Annotated in this window: 20 protein-coding genes; 13 read left to right on the forward strand and 7 right to left on the reverse strand. The window is 36.0% G+C overall.

Annotation, left to right across the window (positions count from 1 at the left end; all coding sequences use genetic code 11):
• The first annotated feature begins 70 nt into the window (after positions 1–70).
• The 3 genes from sfsA to radC are packed head-to-tail and all read left to right on the forward strand — an operon-like array spanning position 71 to position 2421.
• Complete coding sequence (gene sfsA / locus V3565_RS00470) at positions 71–787, forward strand: DNA/RNA nuclease SfsA (RefSeq protein ID WP_455478390.1); 717 nt, start codon at positions 71–73, stop codon at positions 785–787.
• Positions 780–1610 carry a type I methionyl aminopeptidase gene (gene map, locus V3565_RS00475; protein ID WP_455478391.1) on the forward strand — a complete coding sequence of 277 codons (831 nt, stop codon included), beginning with the start codon at positions 780–782 and terminating at the stop codon, positions 1608–1610. The genes sfsA and map overlap by 8 nt, the downstream gene beginning before the upstream one ends.
• A gap of 16 nt (positions 1611–1626) precedes the next feature.
• Complete coding sequence (radC, locus tag V3565_RS00480) at positions 1627–2421, forward strand: RadC family protein (RefSeq protein ID WP_455478392.1); 795 nt, start codon at positions 1627–1629, stop codon at positions 2419–2421.
• 57 nt (positions 2422–2478) lie between these two features.
• On the opposite strand, the gene V3565_RS00485 is transcribed toward radC, so the two are convergent.
• The 3 genes from V3565_RS00485 to V3565_RS00495 all read right to left on the reverse strand — a co-directional run bounded on the left by V3565_RS00485 (position 2479) and on the right by V3565_RS00495 (position 5111).
• Positions 2479–2691 (reverse strand): DUF3126 family protein, encoded by a 213-nt coding sequence (locus V3565_RS00485; RefSeq protein ID WP_455478393.1) that lies wholly within the window; start codon positions 2689–2691, stop codon positions 2479–2481.
• Between the two features lie 592 nt (positions 2692–3283).
• Complete coding sequence (locus tag V3565_RS00490) at positions 3284–4057, reverse strand: alpha/beta fold hydrolase (RefSeq protein WP_455478394.1); 774 nt, start codon at positions 4055–4057, stop codon at positions 3284–3286.
• A 478-nt stretch (positions 4058–4535) separates the two neighbouring features.
• Entirely contained in the window at positions 4536–5111 is a 576-nt protein-coding gene (locus V3565_RS00495) for a cold-shock protein (protein ID WP_455478395.1), read from the reverse strand.
• A gap of 335 nt (positions 5112–5446) precedes the next feature.
• On the opposite strand from V3565_RS00495, the gene V3565_RS00500 reads away from it, so the two are divergent.
• The 5 genes from V3565_RS00500 (at position 5447) to V3565_RS00520 (ending at position 10324) form a co-directional block, all read left to right on the forward strand.
• Positions 5447–6592, forward strand: coding sequence for an ABC transporter substrate-binding protein (locus V3565_RS00500; protein WP_455478396.1), 1146 nt, complete (start codon positions 5447–5449; stop codon positions 6590–6592).
• A 121-nt stretch (positions 6593–6713) separates the two neighbouring features.
• On the forward strand, positions 6714–7790 hold the full coding sequence (locus tag V3565_RS00505) for a branched-chain amino acid ABC transporter permease (protein WP_455478397.1): 1077 nt from the start codon (positions 6714–6716) through the stop codon (positions 7788–7790).
• Complete coding sequence (locus V3565_RS00510) at positions 7790–8848, forward strand: branched-chain amino acid ABC transporter permease (protein WP_455478398.1); 1059 nt, start codon at positions 7790–7792, stop codon at positions 8846–8848. Before V3565_RS00505 ends, V3565_RS00510 begins: the two co-directional genes overlap by 1 nt.
• Positions 8845–9627 (forward strand): ABC transporter ATP-binding protein, encoded by a 783-nt coding sequence (locus V3565_RS00515; protein ID WP_455478399.1) that lies wholly within the window; start codon positions 8845–8847, stop codon positions 9625–9627. The genes V3565_RS00510 and V3565_RS00515 overlap by 4 nt, the downstream gene beginning before the upstream one ends.
• A complete protein-coding gene (locus tag V3565_RS00520; RefSeq protein WP_455478400.1) occupies positions 9614–10324 on the forward strand; it encodes an ABC transporter ATP-binding protein in 711 nt (236 codons plus the stop codon). Before V3565_RS00515 ends, V3565_RS00520 begins: the two co-directional genes overlap by 14 nt.
• 129 nt (positions 10325–10453) lie before the next feature.
• On the opposite strand, the gene gatA is transcribed toward V3565_RS00520, so the two are convergent.
• Positions 10454–11953: an Asp-tRNA(Asn)/Glu-tRNA(Gln) amidotransferase subunit GatA gene (gene gatA / locus V3565_RS00525; RefSeq protein ID WP_455478401.1), complete on the reverse strand. Its 1500-nt coding sequence runs from the start codon at positions 11951–11953 to the stop codon at positions 10454–10456.
• 31 nt (positions 11954–11984) lie between these two features.
• Positions 11985–12272 (reverse strand): Asp-tRNA(Asn)/Glu-tRNA(Gln) amidotransferase subunit GatC, encoded by a 288-nt coding sequence (gene gatC, locus V3565_RS00530; RefSeq protein ID WP_455478402.1) that lies wholly within the window; start codon positions 12270–12272, stop codon positions 11985–11987.
• A gap of 135 nt (positions 12273–12407) precedes the next feature.
• On the opposite strand from gatC, the gene ruvX reads away from it, so the two are divergent.
• The gene (gene ruvX / locus V3565_RS00535; protein ID WP_455478403.1) at positions 12408–12887 is read left to right on the forward strand and encodes a Holliday junction resolvase RuvX; all 480 of its coding nucleotides are present in this window, start codon (positions 12408–12410) and stop codon (positions 12885–12887) included.
• Here ruvX and V3565_RS00540 read toward each other — a convergent pair.
• On the reverse strand, positions 12872–14497 hold the full coding sequence (locus V3565_RS00540; RefSeq protein WP_455478404.1) for an acyl-CoA dehydrogenase family protein: 1626 nt from the start codon (positions 14495–14497) through the stop codon (positions 12872–12874). The two genes, ruvX and V3565_RS00540, sit on opposite strands and share 16 nt — an antisense overlap.
• Positions 14498–14625: 128 nt before the next feature.
• On the opposite strand from V3565_RS00540, the gene V3565_RS00545 reads away from it, so the two are divergent.
• From V3565_RS00545 to dprA, 4 genes are read left to right on the forward strand one after another with little or no spacing between them, the layout of a single operon-like run.
• On the forward strand, positions 14626–15591 hold the full coding sequence (locus V3565_RS00545) for an aspartate carbamoyltransferase catalytic subunit (RefSeq protein ID WP_455478405.1): 966 nt from the start codon (positions 14626–14628) through the stop codon (positions 15589–15591).
• Positions 15588–16889, forward strand: coding sequence for a dihydroorotase (locus V3565_RS00550; RefSeq protein ID WP_455478406.1), 1302 nt, complete (start codon positions 15588–15590; stop codon positions 16887–16889). Before V3565_RS00545 ends, V3565_RS00550 begins: the two co-directional genes overlap by 4 nt.
• A gap of 14 nt (positions 16890–16903) precedes the next feature.
• Positions 16904–17536: a glycerol-3-phosphate 1-O-acyltransferase PlsY gene (gene plsY / locus V3565_RS00555; protein WP_455478407.1), complete on the forward strand. Its 633-nt coding sequence runs from the start codon at positions 16904–16906 to the stop codon at positions 17534–17536.
• Positions 17511–18725 (forward strand): DNA-processing protein DprA, encoded by a 1215-nt coding sequence (dprA, locus tag V3565_RS00560; RefSeq protein ID WP_455478408.1) that lies wholly within the window; start codon positions 17511–17513, stop codon positions 18723–18725. The genes plsY and dprA overlap by 26 nt, the downstream gene beginning before the upstream one ends.
• Here the strand turns inward: dprA and V3565_RS00565 are convergent.
• Positions 18655–18861, reverse strand: coding sequence for a hypothetical protein (locus tag V3565_RS00565; RefSeq protein WP_455478409.1), 207 nt, complete (start codon positions 18859–18861; stop codon positions 18655–18657). The genes dprA and V3565_RS00565 overlap by 71 nt on opposite strands.
• Positions 18862–18938: the final 77 nt, after the last annotated feature.

Genomic DNA, 18938 nt, shown 5'->3' on the forward strand with positions numbered 1-18938 from the left:
TTTTTAAAATATGCTATTATAGATTTATAATCTGAGTTGAATTATAAAATTATGTATTTTAAAAAATGAAATGCTGTTTATTCCCGAACTTGTTCCTGCAAAACTTATCCGTCGTTATAAACGTTTTCTGGCTGATGTTAAACGAGATGCTCAACATATCTTTACTGTCTCAGTTCCTAACACAGGATCTATGCTTGGATTAACAACTCCCAATTCTAATATTTGGCTTTCATATAACAACAATTCTAAGCGAAAATACCCATATCGATTAGAAATTGTTGAAGCAAATAACACCTTAGTGGGCATAAATACTACTTTACCCAACAAACTTGCACTAGAAGCAATTCAAAATGGATTATTACCAGAGTTAATTGGATATAAAACAATTTTAAAAGAACAATGCTATGGTACGCAATCACGTATTGATTTTCTTTTACGTGATGGCACCCTTCCTGACTGTTATTTAGAAGTTAAAAATGTTCATTTTATTCGCCAAAAAGAATTAGCAGAATTTCCTGATACTAAAACAGAGCGTGGCACACGTCATCTTGAAGAACTTATAAAAATTGTGCAACAAGGAAAACGAGCTGCTACACTCTATGTAATTCAACGAGAAGATTGTTCAGCTTTTTCTATCTGCCATGACCTTGATCCAACTTATGGACGTAAATTTGATTTAGCACTAAGGTTAGGGGTAGAATTTTATGCTGTAAAATGTCAAGTAAATGTAAAAGGTATTTTACCGACTCATCGAGTAAAAATAGAAAATAGAAAAAACAATGACTGATTATATTGAGTATAATAAAATACCCTTAAAATTAAACGGGAAAATCCGCATTTTTGATGATTATGCTTTTGCTAAAATGCGCAGAGTTGGCCGCATCGCTGCGGAATGTCTCGATGCACTTACCGACATAATAAAACCCGGCATAACTACACAAGAAATTGATGATTTTGTATTTACTTTTGGCGCTGAGAGAGGATCCCTTCCTGCTGACTTAAATTATCATGGTTATAGCCATTCATGCTGTACATCCATTAATCACGTTGTCTGCCATGGAATTCCAAATAAAAGGCTTTTACAAGAAGGCGATATTGTTAATGTTGATGTTACCTTTATTCTTGATGGTTGGCATGGAGACTCAAGTCGTATGTATCCTGTTGGAAAGATCAAACGTGCTGCAGAACGCTTATTAAAAGTAACACATGAAAGTCTTATGAAAGGAATCGCTGCAGTTAAACCTGGAGCTACTACAGGTGATATTGGTGCAGCTATTCAAGATTATGCAGAATCTGAGCGATGCTCAGTTGTAAGAGATTTTTGTGGTCATGGAATTGGTCAGCTTTTTCATGATGTACCTAATATTCTACATTATGGAAATCCTGGAAAAGGGATAGAACTTAGACAAGGTATGATGTTTACAATCGAACCCATGATTAATCTTGGCAAACCACAGGTCAAAATTTTATCTGATGGCTGGACTGCTGTTACACGTGATCGATCTCTTACTGCGCAATACGAGCATACAATTGGTGTAACAAATGAAGGATGTGAAATATTTACTGAATCTCCTAAAAATATTTTTTATGTTCCAAGTTCATGTGTATAAATAATATAGAAGTATCATGGCTAAAAAATTAAATAAAAAGGAAGACATTCAGAATGATCACTTTGCATTAACAGCAAGTCCTCAAATTGCCCAAGTACCAGAAACAAAAAGTAAAAAAATTCAGAAAAATTCGCAAATACATAATCATTACCAAGGACATCGAGAACGTCTTCGTCAACGCTATTTAAAAACAAAAGGCCATGCAATTGAAGATTATGAATATCTTGAATTGTTGCTTTTTCGCACTATTCCGCGAGCAAATACAAAACCAATAGCTAAAAGCTTGATAGCACGCTTTGGTTCATTAGCTGATGTTCTTGGTGCTGACATTCACCGACTTCAAGAAGTTCATGGATGTGGCCCAGCCACTGCAATTGATTTAAAAATTATTTCGGATATCGCTGGACGTCTGGCTCGTGCACAATTGTTTAAACGTGACATCTTTTCATCATGGGATAAGGTATTAGCTTATTGCAAAGCCGTCATGGCTCACGAAACACGTGAACAGTTTCGTGTTTTATTTCTTGATAAAAAAAATGGCCTACTTGCTGATGAAGTACAACAAATTGGAACTATTGATCATACCCCTGTCTATCCTCGTGAAGTTGTTTCTAGAGCTTTAGAACTGTCTGCTGCAGGACTTATCTTGGTTCACAACCACCCTTCTGGCGACGTTTCACCTTCTCAAGCAGATATATCTATGACACATAGACTAAAAGACGCCGCAAATGTATTTGGAATTATTATTCACGATCATCTTATCATTGGCCGTAATAGCCATACAAGTTTTAAAACATTAAAGCTCATATAAACTATATTAAATATAAAAGATGAACAATCTCTATTCAGTTATCCATCCTATATAACACTAACCTTCTAAATCAATATCTAATATTGCCATTGAGAAATTATATGAGACTCCATCTTCATCTTCATCTTGATAAATAACGCCTAAAAACTCATCCCCAATATAAACCTCACAGGAGTCATCTTTCTTAGGTCTTGCTTTCACCTGCAATGCTGCATTTTGGAATATACCTTTAAAATAACGATCAAGTTTCTTTATTTCATTAGAATTCATTATGCCCTCCTGTTTTTGAGATTAATTAGTTTAATTATAATCGGAAAATAAAATATTCTTCCCATTCTTAAAAATAGCAAAAAAATCTCATTTCCAATTTTCGTCACATACCCCATAATCAAAGCAGGACTATTTTCATACTTTACAAACATCCTTTACTAAAAGGTTTATTGTTTTGATATACTGACATGAACTTAAAAATAAAAATTGGTAGAAAACCGTAAGTTTTTAATATTTTTTTCTTTATCCCCCAAATTTTAATCCACTCCTATGCACAATTAGCACACTTCAATAAAAATTAAGCTCACCTGACTCAATATTCGCTCATTTTATTAAAATAACCAAGACACTATTTTCTATCTTTTTTATTACACTGGTTTTGTCTATAAAAATAATTCTATTTTAATAAGATACTGATATAATAGATGAAATATGTCATTCATATACGAAATGTAGCTAAAAGCTTTATTGCTATTTCTATCACTCCTATATGTAAATTTATACCACAACAGTACAAATCCTGAATAAGTCTTTTATCTTATCCAAGATAAAGACACCTCGACCTTTATATCTTTAAAAATTGTAAACAACTTTAATAAATAGGATAACGGGAAAGGAAATCGACAACACCTTTTTTATAGATTTTATCTCCTACGGCAAGCATGTGATCTCTGCCAGGAATTTGCAATGATTCACCATTGGGCAATAAAGTTACTAGAGGTTCTGCCTCACCACTAATCTCATCTAATGAACCAACTGCAACAAGTGCTGGTTGTTTTATTTGAGAAACTTCAAATGTTGTTAATTTTTGTTTCGATGTAATTATACAAGCAGCAAGTGCACGTTTATCACTTTTAGTTTGATCTGCAAATTTACGAAACATTAAGCCACGTGAATTGGTTATAGTTGAAACATCTTCCGCTAAAAGTGCTTCAGCAACAGGCTCCCAACTCCCTCCTCCTGTTACCATACTTATACCTAAACCACCAAAAATAACACTATGCACATATGTTGGATACAAAAGAGCCATAAATGCAGCAATTCTAGCGCCCATAGAATATCCCATAACATGAGCTTTAGATAATCCTAAATGCTGCAACAATTTAACAGAATCGCCAGCCATAGCTTGAGGTGTATAAAAAGAAGGATCATAAATTTTATCTGAATCACCATGTCCGCGATTATCAATAGCAATAACGCGATATCCTGCTTCAGTAAGAGTACGAAACCAATTTGTCGCATACCAATTTACCCTTGCAGAAGATCCAAAACCATGAATTAACAAAACAGGAAAACCATGACCATCTTCTCTATAAGCAAATCGCAAACCATCATGTTCAAAAAAATGAATACCTTCAGCTGTCATTTTCTATTCTAAACTCTCTACAAAATTCAAGATGAACAATACTGTCCTTTTTTATTTGTTTATCAGATTACCAAAAATTTAACAAAAAATAAGTATTAATGAAAAAATTGCAGATGTTTCTAATGAAATTACTTTTGTTGAAAGTGAAAAAGTTTTGTCAACAATTGAAACAATTATTCTTTACCACATACATAAGAAATTATTTTCCATATCTAATTATTTTCTAAAGATTATAAAATACATCTAACGGTATCATGGACAACTAGTACACTACATAAAGCCATATCTCAGCAAAGACATAATAGAAGCAATCTATATAGAAGCAATCTATGCTCCATGAAAGATTGCACCATCCTATGTTTATATTCCCTAAAGGAACTAGATGTGCATTAATTTTCAATGAAAGCAGTTGCTACAGCTACATTAACTTTTAATATGAAAAACAAAAATAGATAAAGTATCTATTAACAAAAAAAACTTAATGCGTAGAAAAAGGTCCCCCCACATCTGGATAAATCTCTGCTGTCATTAAACCTTTTTCTCCTTTACCAAAACGCACAAGAACAACCTGACCAGCACGAAGCTCAGCTATTCCAAAACGTCGTAAAGTTTCCATATGAATGAAGATATCTTCTGTTCCTTGCCCTCGGCTAAGAAAACCAAATCCTTTATCACGGTTAAACCATTTAACAATAGCACGCTCTAAACCACTTTCTGGGGTAACAATAACATGCGTACGAGCTGGAATCTCTGATGGATGAACAGCTGATGAACAATCTATTGATTTTACCTGCACACACTTTAATCCTCGCTCAGTTTTTTCCACGGCACAAATAACTCGAGCACCTTCCAAAGCCGTCTTAAAACCATCCCTTCGCATTACAGTTACATGCAATAATATATCGGAGAACCCAGGTAAATCAGGTAAAATAAACCCATACCCCTTGCTACCATCAAACCACTTAATGACACCACTAATTTCAATAATCTCACCACAAGCACCTAAACTGTCTTCTGAAAGGATACAATCCTTTAGTACATCCTTACTTGTCATAATGAAACGCGATCCTATAGATTTAAATTGCACAATACTGATTCTATAGTACGTAAGTAAACATCGCTCTCACCTTAACACGCAATACCCAAGATAAAGATTTCCCCATATTGTCACATCTCTTAATTACCAGTTTATAAATCTAGCTAGTTTACAAAAATATTTGATTGTACACTTTACGAGTTTTAAATAAAGGCAGAAAAAGATGCGTCTTTTACAAAGGGGCGGTAAAAGATATTTTTTTATGTGTGATTTGTATGATAAAGAAGTCCAAATATGATAAAGAAGTCCAAAATAAATGTTAAGAATCGCGACTCAGTTAAGAGGGGTGTACAATGCAATTAAAAAAAATTATTACCGTGATTGCTACAATGGTGGCAGCAATGGTGGTGTTCGTAGTAAGTGTCTTGGCAAATGAGCCTATTAAAATTGGTGTATACCTCCCTTTAAGTGGCCAGAACGCATTTGGAGGTCAACTTGAAATTGAAGGCATAAAGTTAGCACATAAAAAAGTTCCAGATATATTGGGACGTAAAATAGATCTCATTATCATTGATAATAAATCAGATAAAGTAGAAGCTGCTAATGCCGTTGTACGCTTAACTGCTGGTGAAAAAGTTAGTGGCATTATAGGAAGTTATGGTTCTTCATTATCGTTAGCTGGTGGAGAAGTATCTGAAAAAGCAAAAACCCCAACTATTGCAACTTCTTCAACGAGTCCGCTTGTTACACAGGGTAAAAAGTATTATTTCCGTGCTTGCTTCATTGACCCTTACCAGAGTATAGGAGCTGCAACTTACGCAATTCAAACTTTAAATGCAAAAAGGGCAGCTATTCTCAAAGATATATCAAGTGATTATGCAATTGGTCTTGCAAGTTATTTTGCTCGCTCTTTTCAAAAATTGGGGGGTAAAGTCATCTCAAATTTAAACTATAATTCTGGAGATCAAGATTTTTCGGCTCTTCTTACGCAGATTATAGCACAAAATCCTGATATCTTATTTATTCCGTCTTACTTTTCTGAAGGTGCTATCATCTTAAAACAGGCACATGAATTGGGTGCAAAATTTCGAATTATGGGTGGGGATGCTATGGATAATCCAGAAACCGTTACAATTGCAGGAAATGCTGCAGAAGGATTTTTACATACGACGCTACCTTACAGTGTTGATATGTCAAACATGTCGGAAGCTGCACAAGAATTTACTAATGAATGGAAAGAAACTTATCCTGACAAGGAGCCAAATATCAATTCTGTTTTGGGATACACAAGCTATATGATGTTTATGAAAGCTATCGAAAATGCTGGGAGTAGTGATCGTGAAAAGATCACTGTGGAACTTCAGAAATTAAAAGATTTTAAAACACCTTTTGGCAACGTATCTATGGATGAAAATCATAATCTTAAGATGCCTATCGGTATAATTGAAATAAAAGGGGGAAAGCGCGTCTACTTAGACGAAATTAAACCTGATCTTTAAAAAGATCAGGAATTTTAATTAGTTAAAGTGTAAAAATAAATTAGGAATTCCTCTTTACTAATTTATCCATAGGTTTCGTATTTCATCTTGGATGAATTAATAGAATGTGAAAGGATAAGAGATGAGCACTGAAATGTTCATCCAGTATTTTTTTAATGCATTGGCATTGGGATCACTCTATGGGCTGATTGCGATCGGTTATACCATGGTTTATGGTATCCTGAGGCTAATTAATTTTGCTCATGGCGATATCTTTATGCTTGGAGCATATTTTGTTTTCTTTTCTACAATTAGTTTTATGCCTGCTTGGATTGCTATTCTTTTTGTATTTCTGGCTGTTTTCATTTATTACTCAGTGTTTGTAGGATTTAAGAAACAACCAAAATTTTATTGGATTATTGTATTTTTTGTTCTTTCTCTAGGGTTTGTTTATTATCTCAAAATTGCTCCACAAGATTTTGCACCAATTTGGATTTTAGCTATCTGTTTTTCAGTTTTTATTACAAGTGCTGTGGGAATTCTTGTTGATCAGTTTGCTTATAAACCCCTACGCCATGCTCCACGCATTTCTGCACTTATCGGTGCAATAGGAGTTTCTTTTTTTATTGAAAATCTTGCAACGGTACTCTTTAGTGGTGTTCCAAAAGGTGTAAAACAACCAGAATTTCTTGTTAAGCCAATTTTGTGGCATTTAGGAGACAGCTCAAACAGTATCATTAGAATTGCTCCTATATCTCTGGTTGTTCCTGCTGTTTCTCTTATTCTCATTATCTCATTATTATGGATTATCAATAAAACAAAACCTGGTCTTGCTATGCGTGCAATTTCACACGATATAGAAACCACTCGCTTAATGGGCGTCTCTGTGAATAAAGTCATTGCGTTTACATTTGGTATAGGTTCAGCACTTGCTGCTATTGCAGGAATTATGTGGGCTTTGCGCTATCCTCAGATTCATCCCTATATGGGTGTTCTTCCTGGATTAAAAGCTTTTATTTCTGCCGTTATTGGAGGTATTGGGTCAATTCCAGGAGCAATGTTAGGGGGGATGTTACTCGGATTTATTGAAGTTATGATTGTTGCATTTTTCCCTTCTCTATCCGGATATCGAGATGCTTTTGCCTTTATATTACTTATTCTAATTTTATTGATCATGCCTACTGGTTTAATGGGTAAAAAAAATCAGGAGAAAATTTAATGGCAAAATCGACAAGAACTCTTCTATCATGTATGAGTATTTTAGCTCTTATCGGTTTTTTATTTTATGCTGATAATTATTTTAACGACTATACACTTCGTGTTATAAATCTTATTGCTATTAATGCGATATTAGCAGTCTCACTTAATTTGATTTACGGTTTTACAGGTATGTTTTCTCTTGGACATGCTGGCTTTATTGCTATTGGTGCTTACATATGTGCGATTTTACTTCTTTCTCCGGAACAGAAAGAAATGATGTGGATTCTTGAGCCTATAGCAGAACCACTACGATATCTACAATTACCATTTTTTATTGCTGTTGTTTTAGGTGGTCTAGGTGCAGCAATTATAGGCTTACTGATCGCTGTACCAGTGTTACGCCTTGGTGGTGATTATCTTGGAATTGCAACATTGGGATTTGCAGAAATTATTCGCATTATCATCACTAATACTACATCTTTAACAAATGGTTCGCTTGGAATTAAAGGAATACCGCAAAATGCTACATTATGGTGGAATTATGGTTGGTTAATATTCACGGTTACCTTCATTATTCTCTTACTACGAAGCAATACTGGTAATGTTCTGTGTGCTATTCGTGATGATGAAATTGCTGCAAAAACAATGGGTATTAATGCTTTTTTCTACCGTAGCGTTTCCTTTACTATTGGTGCATTTTTTGCAGGTATTGGAGGAGCATTGATGGCTGCCTTTATTTCAACAATTGATCCCAAAATGTTCAATTTCCTTCTAACCTTTAATATTTTGATGATTGTGGTCGCTGGTGGTCTTGGATCAATTACAGGAAGTATTATTGGCAGCATTATTATTACAATTATGCTTGAATGGCTTCGTATTATTGAAAGTCCATTTGACTTAGCTTTTATCCATGTTCCTGGAATACCAGGAATTCGTATGGTTATTTTCTCTCTTTTATTATTAGTTGTTATTTTATTTTGGAGACGAGGATTGTTGGGGCAACGTGAATTCTCATGGAATTGGATTTATTGCTTTTTTACACGCAAAAAGCTCTCTGATACTGAGGAAAAATTATGAATAATACCATCCTTTCACTTAATGATATCGTTATGCGCTTTGGTGGGTTAGTTGCTGTAAATAATATTAATATGACTATCAAAAAAGGGACAATTACTGGATTAATTGGTCCGAATGGTGCTGGAAAAACCACTGTTTTTAATATGATTTCAGGGTTTTATGCACCTACAAGTGGGACAATTTTTTTTAATGGACAAAAAGTTTCTGGATTTCCTCCTTATATTATTTGTAGACGCCATATTGCACGAACGTTTCAAAATATTCGCCTTTTTTCATATTTAACAGTCTTACAAAATGTTATGGTTGGAGCTCATCTTCGCCAAAAATATCCGTGGTTTGCTTCAACCCTATTATTACCAAAAGCAATTAAAGAGAAAAATGAAATTCATAAAAATTCTATGGAACTTCTTGAGAAACTACAGCTTGCCCATCTTGCCGATCAATTAGCAACAACATTACCCTATGGAGTGCAGAGACGTTTAGAAATTGCACGCGCTTTAGCAACAAAACCTAAGCTTCTCCTTCTTGATGAACCTGCTGCAGGAATGAACCCACAAGAAAGTGAAGATCTTAGAAAATTCATATCAAAAATACAAAAAGAGTTCGATCTGACAATTTTGCTTATCGAACATGATATGAAGGTTGTTATGGGACTTTGTCAATATATTTGGGTACTAGAATATGGCTCTTGTATTGCAAATGGTACACCAAATGAAATTAATAATAATCCTAGAGTTATTGAAGCTTATCTTGGCGGAGACGTATATGAATATTCTTAAAATTAACAATCTTCATGTGTATTATGGCGCCATTAAAGCTGTTCAGAATCTTTCCTTGCTTATAAAACAAGGAAGTATAGTGACTTTGATTGGTGCCAATGGCGCTGGGAAAAGTAGCACCGTTCGCTCCATCACAGGACTCAATCGATCCATTTGTGGAGAAATTGTGTATAAAGGCGAATCAATTATTAAAAAATCACCAGAAAAAATTTTACAATCAGGTATTTCTCTGAGTCCTGAGGGACGACGTATTATGCCTCATTTAACTGTTTTAGAAAATTTATATCTAGGTGCTTATATTCGTCATGATAAATCTGGTATTGCCCGTGATATTGAATGGATCTTTGATCTATTTCCACGCTTACGTGAAAGAGCTAAACAGTTAGGAGGAACAATGTCAGGTGGTGAGCAACAAATGCTTGCTGTAGGTCGTGCTCTTATGAGTAATCCTGACATGCTGATATTAGATGAACCATCTTTGGGTTTAGCACCGATTCTCGTACAGGAAATTTTTTCAATTATCAGAAAAATTAATGATATGGGAAAAACTGTTCTTCTAATTGAGCAAAATGCATTCGCAGCACTTTCGATTGCGGACTATGCCTATATTTTGGAGGCAGGACGCATTTTATTTCACGGCAAAGGAAAAGATATGCTTTCTGATACACGCGTCAAAGAAGCATATCTAGGTGGCTAAAAGTAGAATATCTAAAATAAAACGAAAACAAAATGATTCATCCCCCATAGTCTTCTTCTTTCCAATTATTTTTGTGCGCCAAGAAAGACGTTTTGTGGATCAAATTTGTTTACAAGATTTGAATTTTCTTCAGGATTTATTGTTGTCTATCCACCACTTTTCAGCATGAAACGTTCCTGCTGCTTGTTCTATCACGTAGGCTATCTTAAAAATTACTTCTTCAGCAAAAGGTTTACCAATTAATTGTAATCCTAGCGGCAAACCATTTGAGGATAAACCGGCAGGAACAGAAATTCCTGGTAAACCAGCCATATTCACTGGTACAGTAAAAATATCGTTGAGATACATTGCAACAGTATCGTTTTTTATTTTTTGATCAGCAATGCCAAAAGCCGATGTTGGAGTTGCAGGCGTGAGAATAGCATCAATACCAGAAGCAAAACATTGATCAAAATCACGCTTTACTAATGTTCTTACTTTTTGAGCTCTAAGATAATAAGCATCGTAATATCCTGACGAAAGAACATAAGTACCAATCAAAAGACGCCGTTTTACTTCATTACCAAAACCAGTTGAACGAGTATTTTCATACATTTCAGTAATATCTTTTCCCGGCATACGAAGACCAAAACGAACGCCATCATAGCGTGCTAAATTAGAAGATGCTTCTGCAGGAGCCACAATGTAATAAGCAGGTAAAGAATATTTCGTATGAGGTAATGAAATATCACTGACCTCAGCCCCGGCCTCTTTTAACCAATTTACTCCTTTTTGCCAAAGCTCAATAATTTCTGTAGACATTCCTTCAAGGTAATATTCTTTTGGAATACCAATTTTCATTCCTTTAATTGATTGACCTATATAATTTTCATAATCTGGTATTGGTAAATTAACTGAAGTAGAATCTTTTTCATCAAAAGAAGCCATTGATTTAAGTAAAATAGCACAATCACGAACATCTCGTCCTATTGGTCCAGCCTGATCAAGAGATGAAGCAAAAGCTACAATCCCCCATCGTGAACAACGACCATAAGTTGGCTTTATACCTACGGTACCCGTGAATGCTGCTGGCTGACGTATAGATCCGCCAGTATCTGTAGCGGTTGCACCAGCGCAAAGCCATGCTGCAACAGCAGCTGCAGAACCTCCTGAAGAACCACCTGGCACAATTTTTGCATCGGATCCTTTTCTCCTCCAAGGGCTAACAACCGGACCATAATATGACGTTTCATTAGAGGATCCCATGGCAAACTCATCCATATTAAGTTTACCCAACATGACTGCCCCATCTCGCCATAAATTAGCAGTTACAGTTGATTCATATTGTGGTTTAAAACCATCAAGGATATGCGAACAAGCCTGAGTATGAATACCTTGTGTTGCAAAAAGATCCTTAATTCCTAAAGGAATTCCTTCTAAAACGCCACCTTGTCCTTTAGCTAAACGCTGATCTGATTCAGTAGCCATTTTTATTGCATGATCTGCTACTATCGCCACATAGGCATTTAAAATAGGATTAGCCAATTCAATTGCTTTTAAATAAGCCTCTGTTAATTCAATTGCTTTAAAATCTTTTTTTGTTAAAGCATTACGAGCTTGTGCAATTGTTAGAGTTGTTAAATCGGTCATATTAATTCTCAAATTTTAAAAATATAAAAAATTACTCAACAATTTTTGAGACAAGAAAAAAATTTTCTTCTGTAACAGGCGCATTTGCAATAATATCTGTCACTTTGTTACCATCTGTAACACTATCTTCACGCATTCGTAAAGTTATAGGCATCACTGATGTTAACGGTATAATCCCACTAACATCAACTTCACTAAGTTGCTCTACAAAACCTAAAATAACATTGAGCTCTTTAGCTACACGTTCTGCTTCGTCATCATGGACAGCAATGCGCGCTAAATGTGCAACCCGCTTGACTGTTTCTTTATCAACAGACATGTTACGCCTTTCTGCTTTTTTTCTTAATATTCACTTATTCATATTGTGACTATACAAGGCTGTGTTTGCAAGCACAAAAATATTGATATATCAAATAAAAATATAGATACGAACCTGAAATATTAAATATACTATATGACCATTATTAGCATAGACGAAATTACTACACATCTTTTACCTAGGCAAACGATAGCCAGCTTAGACTTGGGCACAAAAACTATTGGAGTCGCTGTTTCTGATATTAGTCTAACTTTTTCAAATCCACGTCCTGTACTTAAAAGAAAAAAATTTACAGTAGATGCTCACACACTTATAAAAATTTTTGAAAATGAAAATGTGGGGGTTGCTATTGTCGGCTTTCCTCTTAACATGAACGGGAGTATCGGTCCTCGCGCCCAAGCAACTAGAGCTTTTGTAAGCAACATGGCATTGTATACAAAAATTCCATTTGTCTTTTGGGATGAACGTCTATCGACGATTGCTGCACAACGTTACCTTCTAGAGATGGATGTATCACGTGCTAAAAGAGCAAAGCGTATTGATTCTGCTGCAGCTGCTTTCATATTACAGGGTGCCCTCAATAGAATTAAGGCTATGCATCAAATAGAAGGATAAAGAGTATTTAGTAAGTGTCCTGCATTATATCGTGCGATCAGCATACCATAAGAAGACCTCCATTGTCCTCCAAGACGGCTTTCCATATAGGCATTTGCTACATGCTCTATGTCTACATGATGCAATGACGCAGATGCAGCTGCATATGCCACCTGTTCAACAAAAAATCTACCAGCTGCTTCATTTGTCAACGCCATATCTGCAGCAGACTTAATAATTTCAATTGCACGTGACCCTGCTGGACCAATGTCAGTTGCAATTTTTTCCAATAATTTTTGAAATAATCCAGGCGCTTTCTTAGCTATGAGAATTGCATCTTTTACCAATTGATTAGCAGAACTATTCCTAATAACTCGCGCAGGTCCATCACGTAACATTTGCGATAATGGATTACTTTCTATGAAGCTTTCAATGCCAAGCTGTGAAATAATTTCTCCGATAATGGGAACAACTAACTGGCTCACATGGTAAGCGATAATAGGTGTCATGATTCGTGCAAATGCAGCTTCTGAACGATCATTTGCAGCATTATCAAATGCTCGCGCTAAACGCAAAACCAATGCTTGTGAAGCAGCAATGTCAAGTGCAACATCTGCAAAAATACGTTCTGTCAATGGTGGTAAAGATTGATTCGGATTTTTTTGTCGAAAAAAATCTATACCAAATTGAAGTGCTGCCCGCAAAACACCAGCTGATATTACAGATTGATCGAAGCGCATCATAGTTTCAATATCTTTTATTACCTTAGTACCCTCTCCAGCATTACCTAAAAGCCAACCGAAACTGCCTTGAAAATCGATAACACCTTCTGGTGTTGAAAATTCTCCAGAACGTTTTATCAAATGACGAACTGATATACCATTCAATGTACTGTTTTCTCGCATTCTAGGGACTAAAAAGCAGCTCAAATGGCCATCTAACTCAGCGCTAACAAGGTATCCATCCACAATAGGATTAATAACATTGGTTTTTACAACATTCAAACGATACAGATCACGTCCCATCTTCTCATCAAAAGAAACTTTCTGGATATTTGGAAAATTTACAGAGTATTTTTCATGTTTCTCAACATCATCAAAAGCACAAGTAAGTGAAGCTGCCCTTTTGTTATTAATAGGATTCGATGATAAATCATATTGACGTGATAAAAGTACATTTTGCCATTTTCCGAATAGCTCAGTATCACCAATTAACACCGCAATGGCAGCGCTTGTTATAATAATCTCATTCAAATGTCCCGTTTCTAAACTAGCAGATAAAGCTAAGCGAATAGCACGCGCTTGATAGCGTACTCCATTTTCTGAGGTTGTATTTTCCCATAATGAAGTAGCTAAACCAGCCTGTCTAGAATGTTGTTGAAGTGCTTGGTAAGAGGAATGTAGCTCTAATCGTTCCGTTATTCGCCCCCATTCGTCATTGTATCGCAATACCGGTCGATAATGATTCGCAAAATAAGAAAGATCCTGTGCTTCCTGACTAGCTACAAAATCTCCCATTTCTTCAAAACTTGCTAATAAAAATGTAGGCAAAGTAGAAGCAATACGAAACATAAGTGTATCACTAAGAAATGTATTTTTTTTTCGGGCATTTTGCATAGACACAGCGCTCATAGGCATATTCCTATTATTCCAATTATCCATATCATAGACTATTTGTTTTTTTGCGGTTAAAAAACATTTATTACATTCAAACAACTACCTGTTTAATCTCTTTTTAAAAAGAGATAGAAAAGAATGCTATGACTCAAAACACTTTTTTTTCCATTTTCCCCTACCAACATCTTTTAGGTATTAAAGGTCTGAGTTTGCAAGACCTTACCACATTACTTGATCGTGCAAACAATAATGTTATCCTCTCTAAAGGAATTGATAAAAAAAGATCTACTTTGCATGGGCGCACCCAAATTAACCTCTTCTTTGAAGCTTCTACCCGAACACAATCTTCGTTTGAATTAGCTGGTAAACGATTAGGAGCAGATGTAATGAGTATGTCTATTGGCAATTCATCTGTAAAAAAGGGAGAAACATTAATTGATACAGCAACAACCCTTAATGCAATGAAACCAGATATATTAGTCATTCGTCATAATTGCGCTGGAGCAGCAGCTTTGTTAGCCAAAAAAGTTAATTGTTGCGTTATTAATGCAGGTGATGGAGCCCATGAACATCCAACACAGGCTTTGCTAGATGCTCTGACCATTAAAAAAACAAAAGGCCGTATTGAAGGATTAACAGTTGCAATTTGTGGTGATATCTTACATTCACGCGTCGCACGTTCCAATATCCTTTGTCTTAACACTTTGGGAGCACGCGTTCGTGCCATCGCTCCTTCAACACTTTTGCCTACAGGCATTGCAAACATGGGCGTTGAAGTTTTTAACACGATGAAAGAAGGACTAAAAGATGTTGATGTTATCATGATGCTTCGCCTGCAACATGAACGTATGACAGGTTCTTTTATTCCTTCTATTCGTGAATATTTTCATTATTTTGGTTTACATAAAGAAAATTTATCTTATGCCAAAAAAGATTGCATCATTCTACACCCTGGTCCGATAAACCGTGGCATAGAAATTGCATCTGACGTAGCAGATGGACCACAAAGTGTCATTCACACACAAGTAGAGATGGGGATCGCCGTTCGTATGGCCGTCATGGACGCCTTATTGGATTCGCGCCTTAACGCAAGTGGAGAAAAAAAATGACGAAACCAATAGTTTTTCAAAATGCTCGTATTATTGATCCTTCACGTACAGTCGATGAAATCGGTACAGTTATTGTTGAAAATGGATTGATTACAACTGCTGGGAAAGACTCTCTAAATCAAGGATTTCCTGAAGGAGCAGAGATAATTAATGCACAAAATAAAGCAATTTTACCTGGACTTGTTGATGCTCGCGTCTTTGTTCAAGAATTAGAAGATGAACACCATGAAACAATTGCGTCAACAAGCAAATCAGCAGCAGCAGGTGGAATTACGTCCTTTCTTCTTATGCCAGACACCCATCCAATCATTGATAATGTAGCAATTGTCAAGTTTATCACGCGTACAATACAAGAAACGTCATTAATAAATATTTATCCCGTTGCTAACATTACCCAAGGTTTTAATGGACGAGAGATAGCGGAATTTGGCTTATTAAAGGATGCAGGAGCAATTGCCTTCAGTGAAGGAAAAAAAACAATCCAAAGTTCATCTGTTATGCGGCGTGCAATGGCATATGCGTGCGATTTCAATGTTACACTGATACATGAAACACAAGACAAGGATTTAATAGGGCAAGGTGTTATGAATGAAGGTTTACTAGCAAGTTGGCTTGGACTTTCTGGAATACCTCGCGAAGCAGAAGTCATCCCACTTGAGAGAGATCTGCGATTAGCCATATTAACAAAAACACGCTATCACGCTGCACAAATATCAACGGCTATGTCTGCTGATGCCATTCGCTTTGGCAAAGAACATAATGCGAAAATTTCAGCTGGTGTATCCATTAATCACTTGTCTCTTAATGAAAATGATATTGGTGAATATCGAACACCTTTTCGTTTAATGCCCCCATTGCGTACGGAAGAAGATCGCATAGCAATGATTGAAGCAATAAAAGATGGAACAGTAGATATTATCGTTTCTTCCCATGATCCGCAGGATGTTGATAAAAAAAATTTACCATTTGATGATGCAGCTACCGGTGCCGTTGGCATGGAAACTTTATTGGGTGCAGCTTTACGCCTTTATCATAATGAAACTATATCTCTGCTACGATTAACTGAACTGTTATCAACTGCACCCGCAAAACTTTTTGGACTCGATGCCGGAACACTTAAAAAAGGTGCCCATGCAGACCTTATTTTGGTTGATCTTGATGAACCATGGATCGTATCTAAAGATAAACTTTATTCACGTTCAAAAAATACACCTTTTGAACAGGCACGATTTCAAGGACGAGTGTTACAAACTTTTGTTAAAGGACAATCAGTTTTTAAGCTTGAGCAACAAAATTAATGAGAATTGTAAATATGGAAATAGAAATATTTTTTCAATTTTATACATTGTTTATCTTCTTGATATCCTATCTCATTGGATCTATCCCGTTTGGACTTCTTTTTACACAATTGGCTCAACTTGGTGATATAAGAAAGATTGGTTCAGGAAATATTGGAGCTACAAATGTTTTGCGAGCAGGAAATAAAAAGGTTGCTGCTTTTACTCTTTTGTCTGATACACTAAAAGGAACTTTTGTTATTCTTGTTGTACAATTCTTAAACTATCCAGTAGAGAATGATAATATCGTTGTTTTAGCTGGTTTTTTTGCTTTTTTAGGACATCTTTTTCCAATATGGCTTAAGTTTAAAGGTGGAAAAGGAGTTGCTACTTACTTAGGCGTGTGCCTAGGCTTCTACTGGTTAGCAGCAATTGTGTTTGTTATTGCGTGGATAGTGATTTTTTTTCTTACACGCTACTCTTCATTATCCGCACTTGTTTCTGTTATTATTACCCCAATATTTATTTATTTTTCCTATCCTTACCTCTATGTTTGTTATATATCACTCGTAATGAGCATGCTTGTGATTATAAAACATCATACAAATATCACTAGATTATTAGCTGGAAAAGAAAGTAGAATTGGCAATCAAAACAAAAATAAATAAAGGAATTCCGCTAACGGATCGTCAACGTTTAAACTGGTTACGGTTATTGCGTAGTGAAAATGTCGGAGCGGTTAGTTTTCGTAATTTAATTGATCATTATAAAACAGCAGAAAATGCTCTAGATGCTCTTCCTGAGCTTAGTAGAAAGGGTGGTCTTTGTGCACCTATCCGAATAGCTACACTAGAAGATGCTGAAAAAGAAATGCAAAAAGCTGAAAGGTTAGGTGTTCAATTTGTTTGTCTAGGAGAACCCAATTATCCAGCGTTTCTTAAAACAATAGAAGCATCACCACCGCTTATTTCTATAAAAGGAAATTTTTCAGCTTTTCAAAAGCCTTCTATTGGGGTTGTTGGTTCCAGAAACGCTTCAGCAGCTGGAAAAAAATTAGCTGCTCAATTCGCTAATTTTCTTGGTAATTCTGGATTTACCATTATTTCTGGATTGGCTCGTGGAATTGATAGTATTGCTCACCAAGCAAGTTTGCTCACAGGCACAGTTGCAGTTATGGCCGGTGGAATTGATCATATTTATCCCTCTGAAAACAAAAAACTGTATGATGATATTATTGCAAATGGCGGGGCAATTGTTAGTGAAATGCCCATTTCTTGGAAACCACGCGCTATTGATTTTCCAAGAAGAAACCGTATTATTGCAGGTCTATCGCTCGGCCTCTTAGTTGTAGAAGCTACTATGCGATCGGGGTCATTAATTACAGCACGTCAAGCTGCCGAAATGGGACGATTGGTTTTTTGCATTCCCGGTTCTCCACTTGATCCAAGATCAGTTGGTACAAACAACCTCATAAAAGACGGTGCTCTATTAACTACACACCCCTCTGATATCGTAGAAACACTCACACCATTAATTCCAACTACCGTCAGTCCGCAACTTGATTTTTTTGAAGAATCAACATTTTCTCAATTTCAACAGGAAAGTCTGAATCCACTTGACGCAACAAATTTGCCCGTTCATTTAATCGGAGATGACGCAGAGCGTGCTGCTGTTCTCTCAGCTCTCTCGACAACCCCGATTGATTTAGATACACTGAGCAGTCACTCAGGAGTCTCGTTGCAAAACCTCTACCTTTTGCTGGTTGAACTTGACCTTGCTGGAAAACTTATTCGACACTCTGGCGGTTATGTGTCATTGTCGAATTTGGATCTTCCCCAAGAGCCTCAGCACTATTAATAATACTTTGCCCTTCTTTGGCTGCCATATCTAAAAGTAACGCTAAGAATGGACTACGAGCTTGACGTGCCATCTGATTCATTTGTTTTGACATGTCTGTGATATATTGGATAACTTTTAAATGATTTATAAACATAATCTTCTATCCTCGAGCATTCCCTCCCCCATCTCTCAATAGACGTTATCTTAGTATTTCGCCGTATGCTTTTATAT

The organism is Bartonella sp. B10, assembly GCF_053794435.1.

Coding starts and splice junctions, on each gene's coding strand:
- sfsA (WP_455478390.1), top strand. CDS start 71: ATGCTGTTTATTCCCGAACTTGTTCCTGCAAAACTTATCCGTCGTTAT.
- map (WP_455478391.1), top strand. CDS start 780: ATGACTGATTATATTGAGTATAATAAAATACCCTTAAAATTAAACGGG.
- radC (WP_455478392.1), top strand. CDS start 1,627: ATGGCTAAAAAATTAAATAAAAAGGAAGACATTCAGAATGATCACTTT.
- V3565_RS00485 (WP_455478393.1), bottom strand. CDS start 2,691: ATGAATTCTAATGAAATAAAGAAACTTGATCGTTATTTTAAAGGTATA.
- V3565_RS00490 (WP_455478394.1), bottom strand. CDS start 4,057: ATGACAGCTGAAGGTATTCATTTTTTTGAACATGATGGTTTGCGATTT.
- V3565_RS00495 (WP_455478395.1), bottom strand. CDS start 5,111: ATGACAAGTAAGGATGTACTAAAGGATTGTATCCTTTCAGAAGACAGT.
- V3565_RS00500 (WP_455478396.1), top strand. CDS start 5,447: ATGCAATTAAAAAAAATTATTACCGTGATTGCTACAATGGTGGCAGCA.
- V3565_RS00505 (WP_455478397.1), top strand. CDS start 6,714: ATGAGCACTGAAATGTTCATCCAGTATTTTTTTAATGCATTGGCATTG.
- V3565_RS00510 (WP_455478398.1), top strand. CDS start 7,790: ATGGCAAAATCGACAAGAACTCTTCTATCATGTATGAGTATTTTAGCT.
- V3565_RS00515 (WP_455478399.1), top strand. CDS start 8,845: ATGAATAATACCATCCTTTCACTTAATGATATCGTTATGCGCTTTGGT.
- V3565_RS00520 (WP_455478400.1), top strand. CDS start 9,614: ATGAATATTCTTAAAATTAACAATCTTCATGTGTATTATGGCGCCATT.
- gatA (WP_455478401.1), bottom strand. CDS start 11,953: ATGACCGATTTAACAACTCTAACAATTGCACAAGCTCGTAATGCTTTA.
- gatC (WP_455478402.1), bottom strand. CDS start 12,272: ATGTCTGTTGATAAAGAAACAGTCAAGCGGGTTGCACATTTAGCGCGC.
- ruvX (WP_455478403.1), top strand. CDS start 12,408: ATGACCATTATTAGCATAGACGAAATTACTACACATCTTTTACCTAGG.
- V3565_RS00540 (WP_455478404.1), bottom strand. CDS start 14,497: ATGAGCGCTGTGTCTATGCAAAATGCCCGAAAAAAAAATACATTTCTT.
- V3565_RS00545 (WP_455478405.1), top strand. CDS start 14,626: ATGACTCAAAACACTTTTTTTTCCATTTTCCCCTACCAACATCTTTTA.
- V3565_RS00550 (WP_455478406.1), top strand. CDS start 15,588: ATGACGAAACCAATAGTTTTTCAAAATGCTCGTATTATTGATCCTTCA.
- plsY (WP_455478407.1), top strand. CDS start 16,904: ATGGAAATAGAAATATTTTTTCAATTTTATACATTGTTTATCTTCTTG.
- V3565_RS00565 (WP_455478409.1), bottom strand. CDS start 18,861: ATGTTTATAAATCATTTAAAAGTTATCCAATATATCACAGACATGTCA.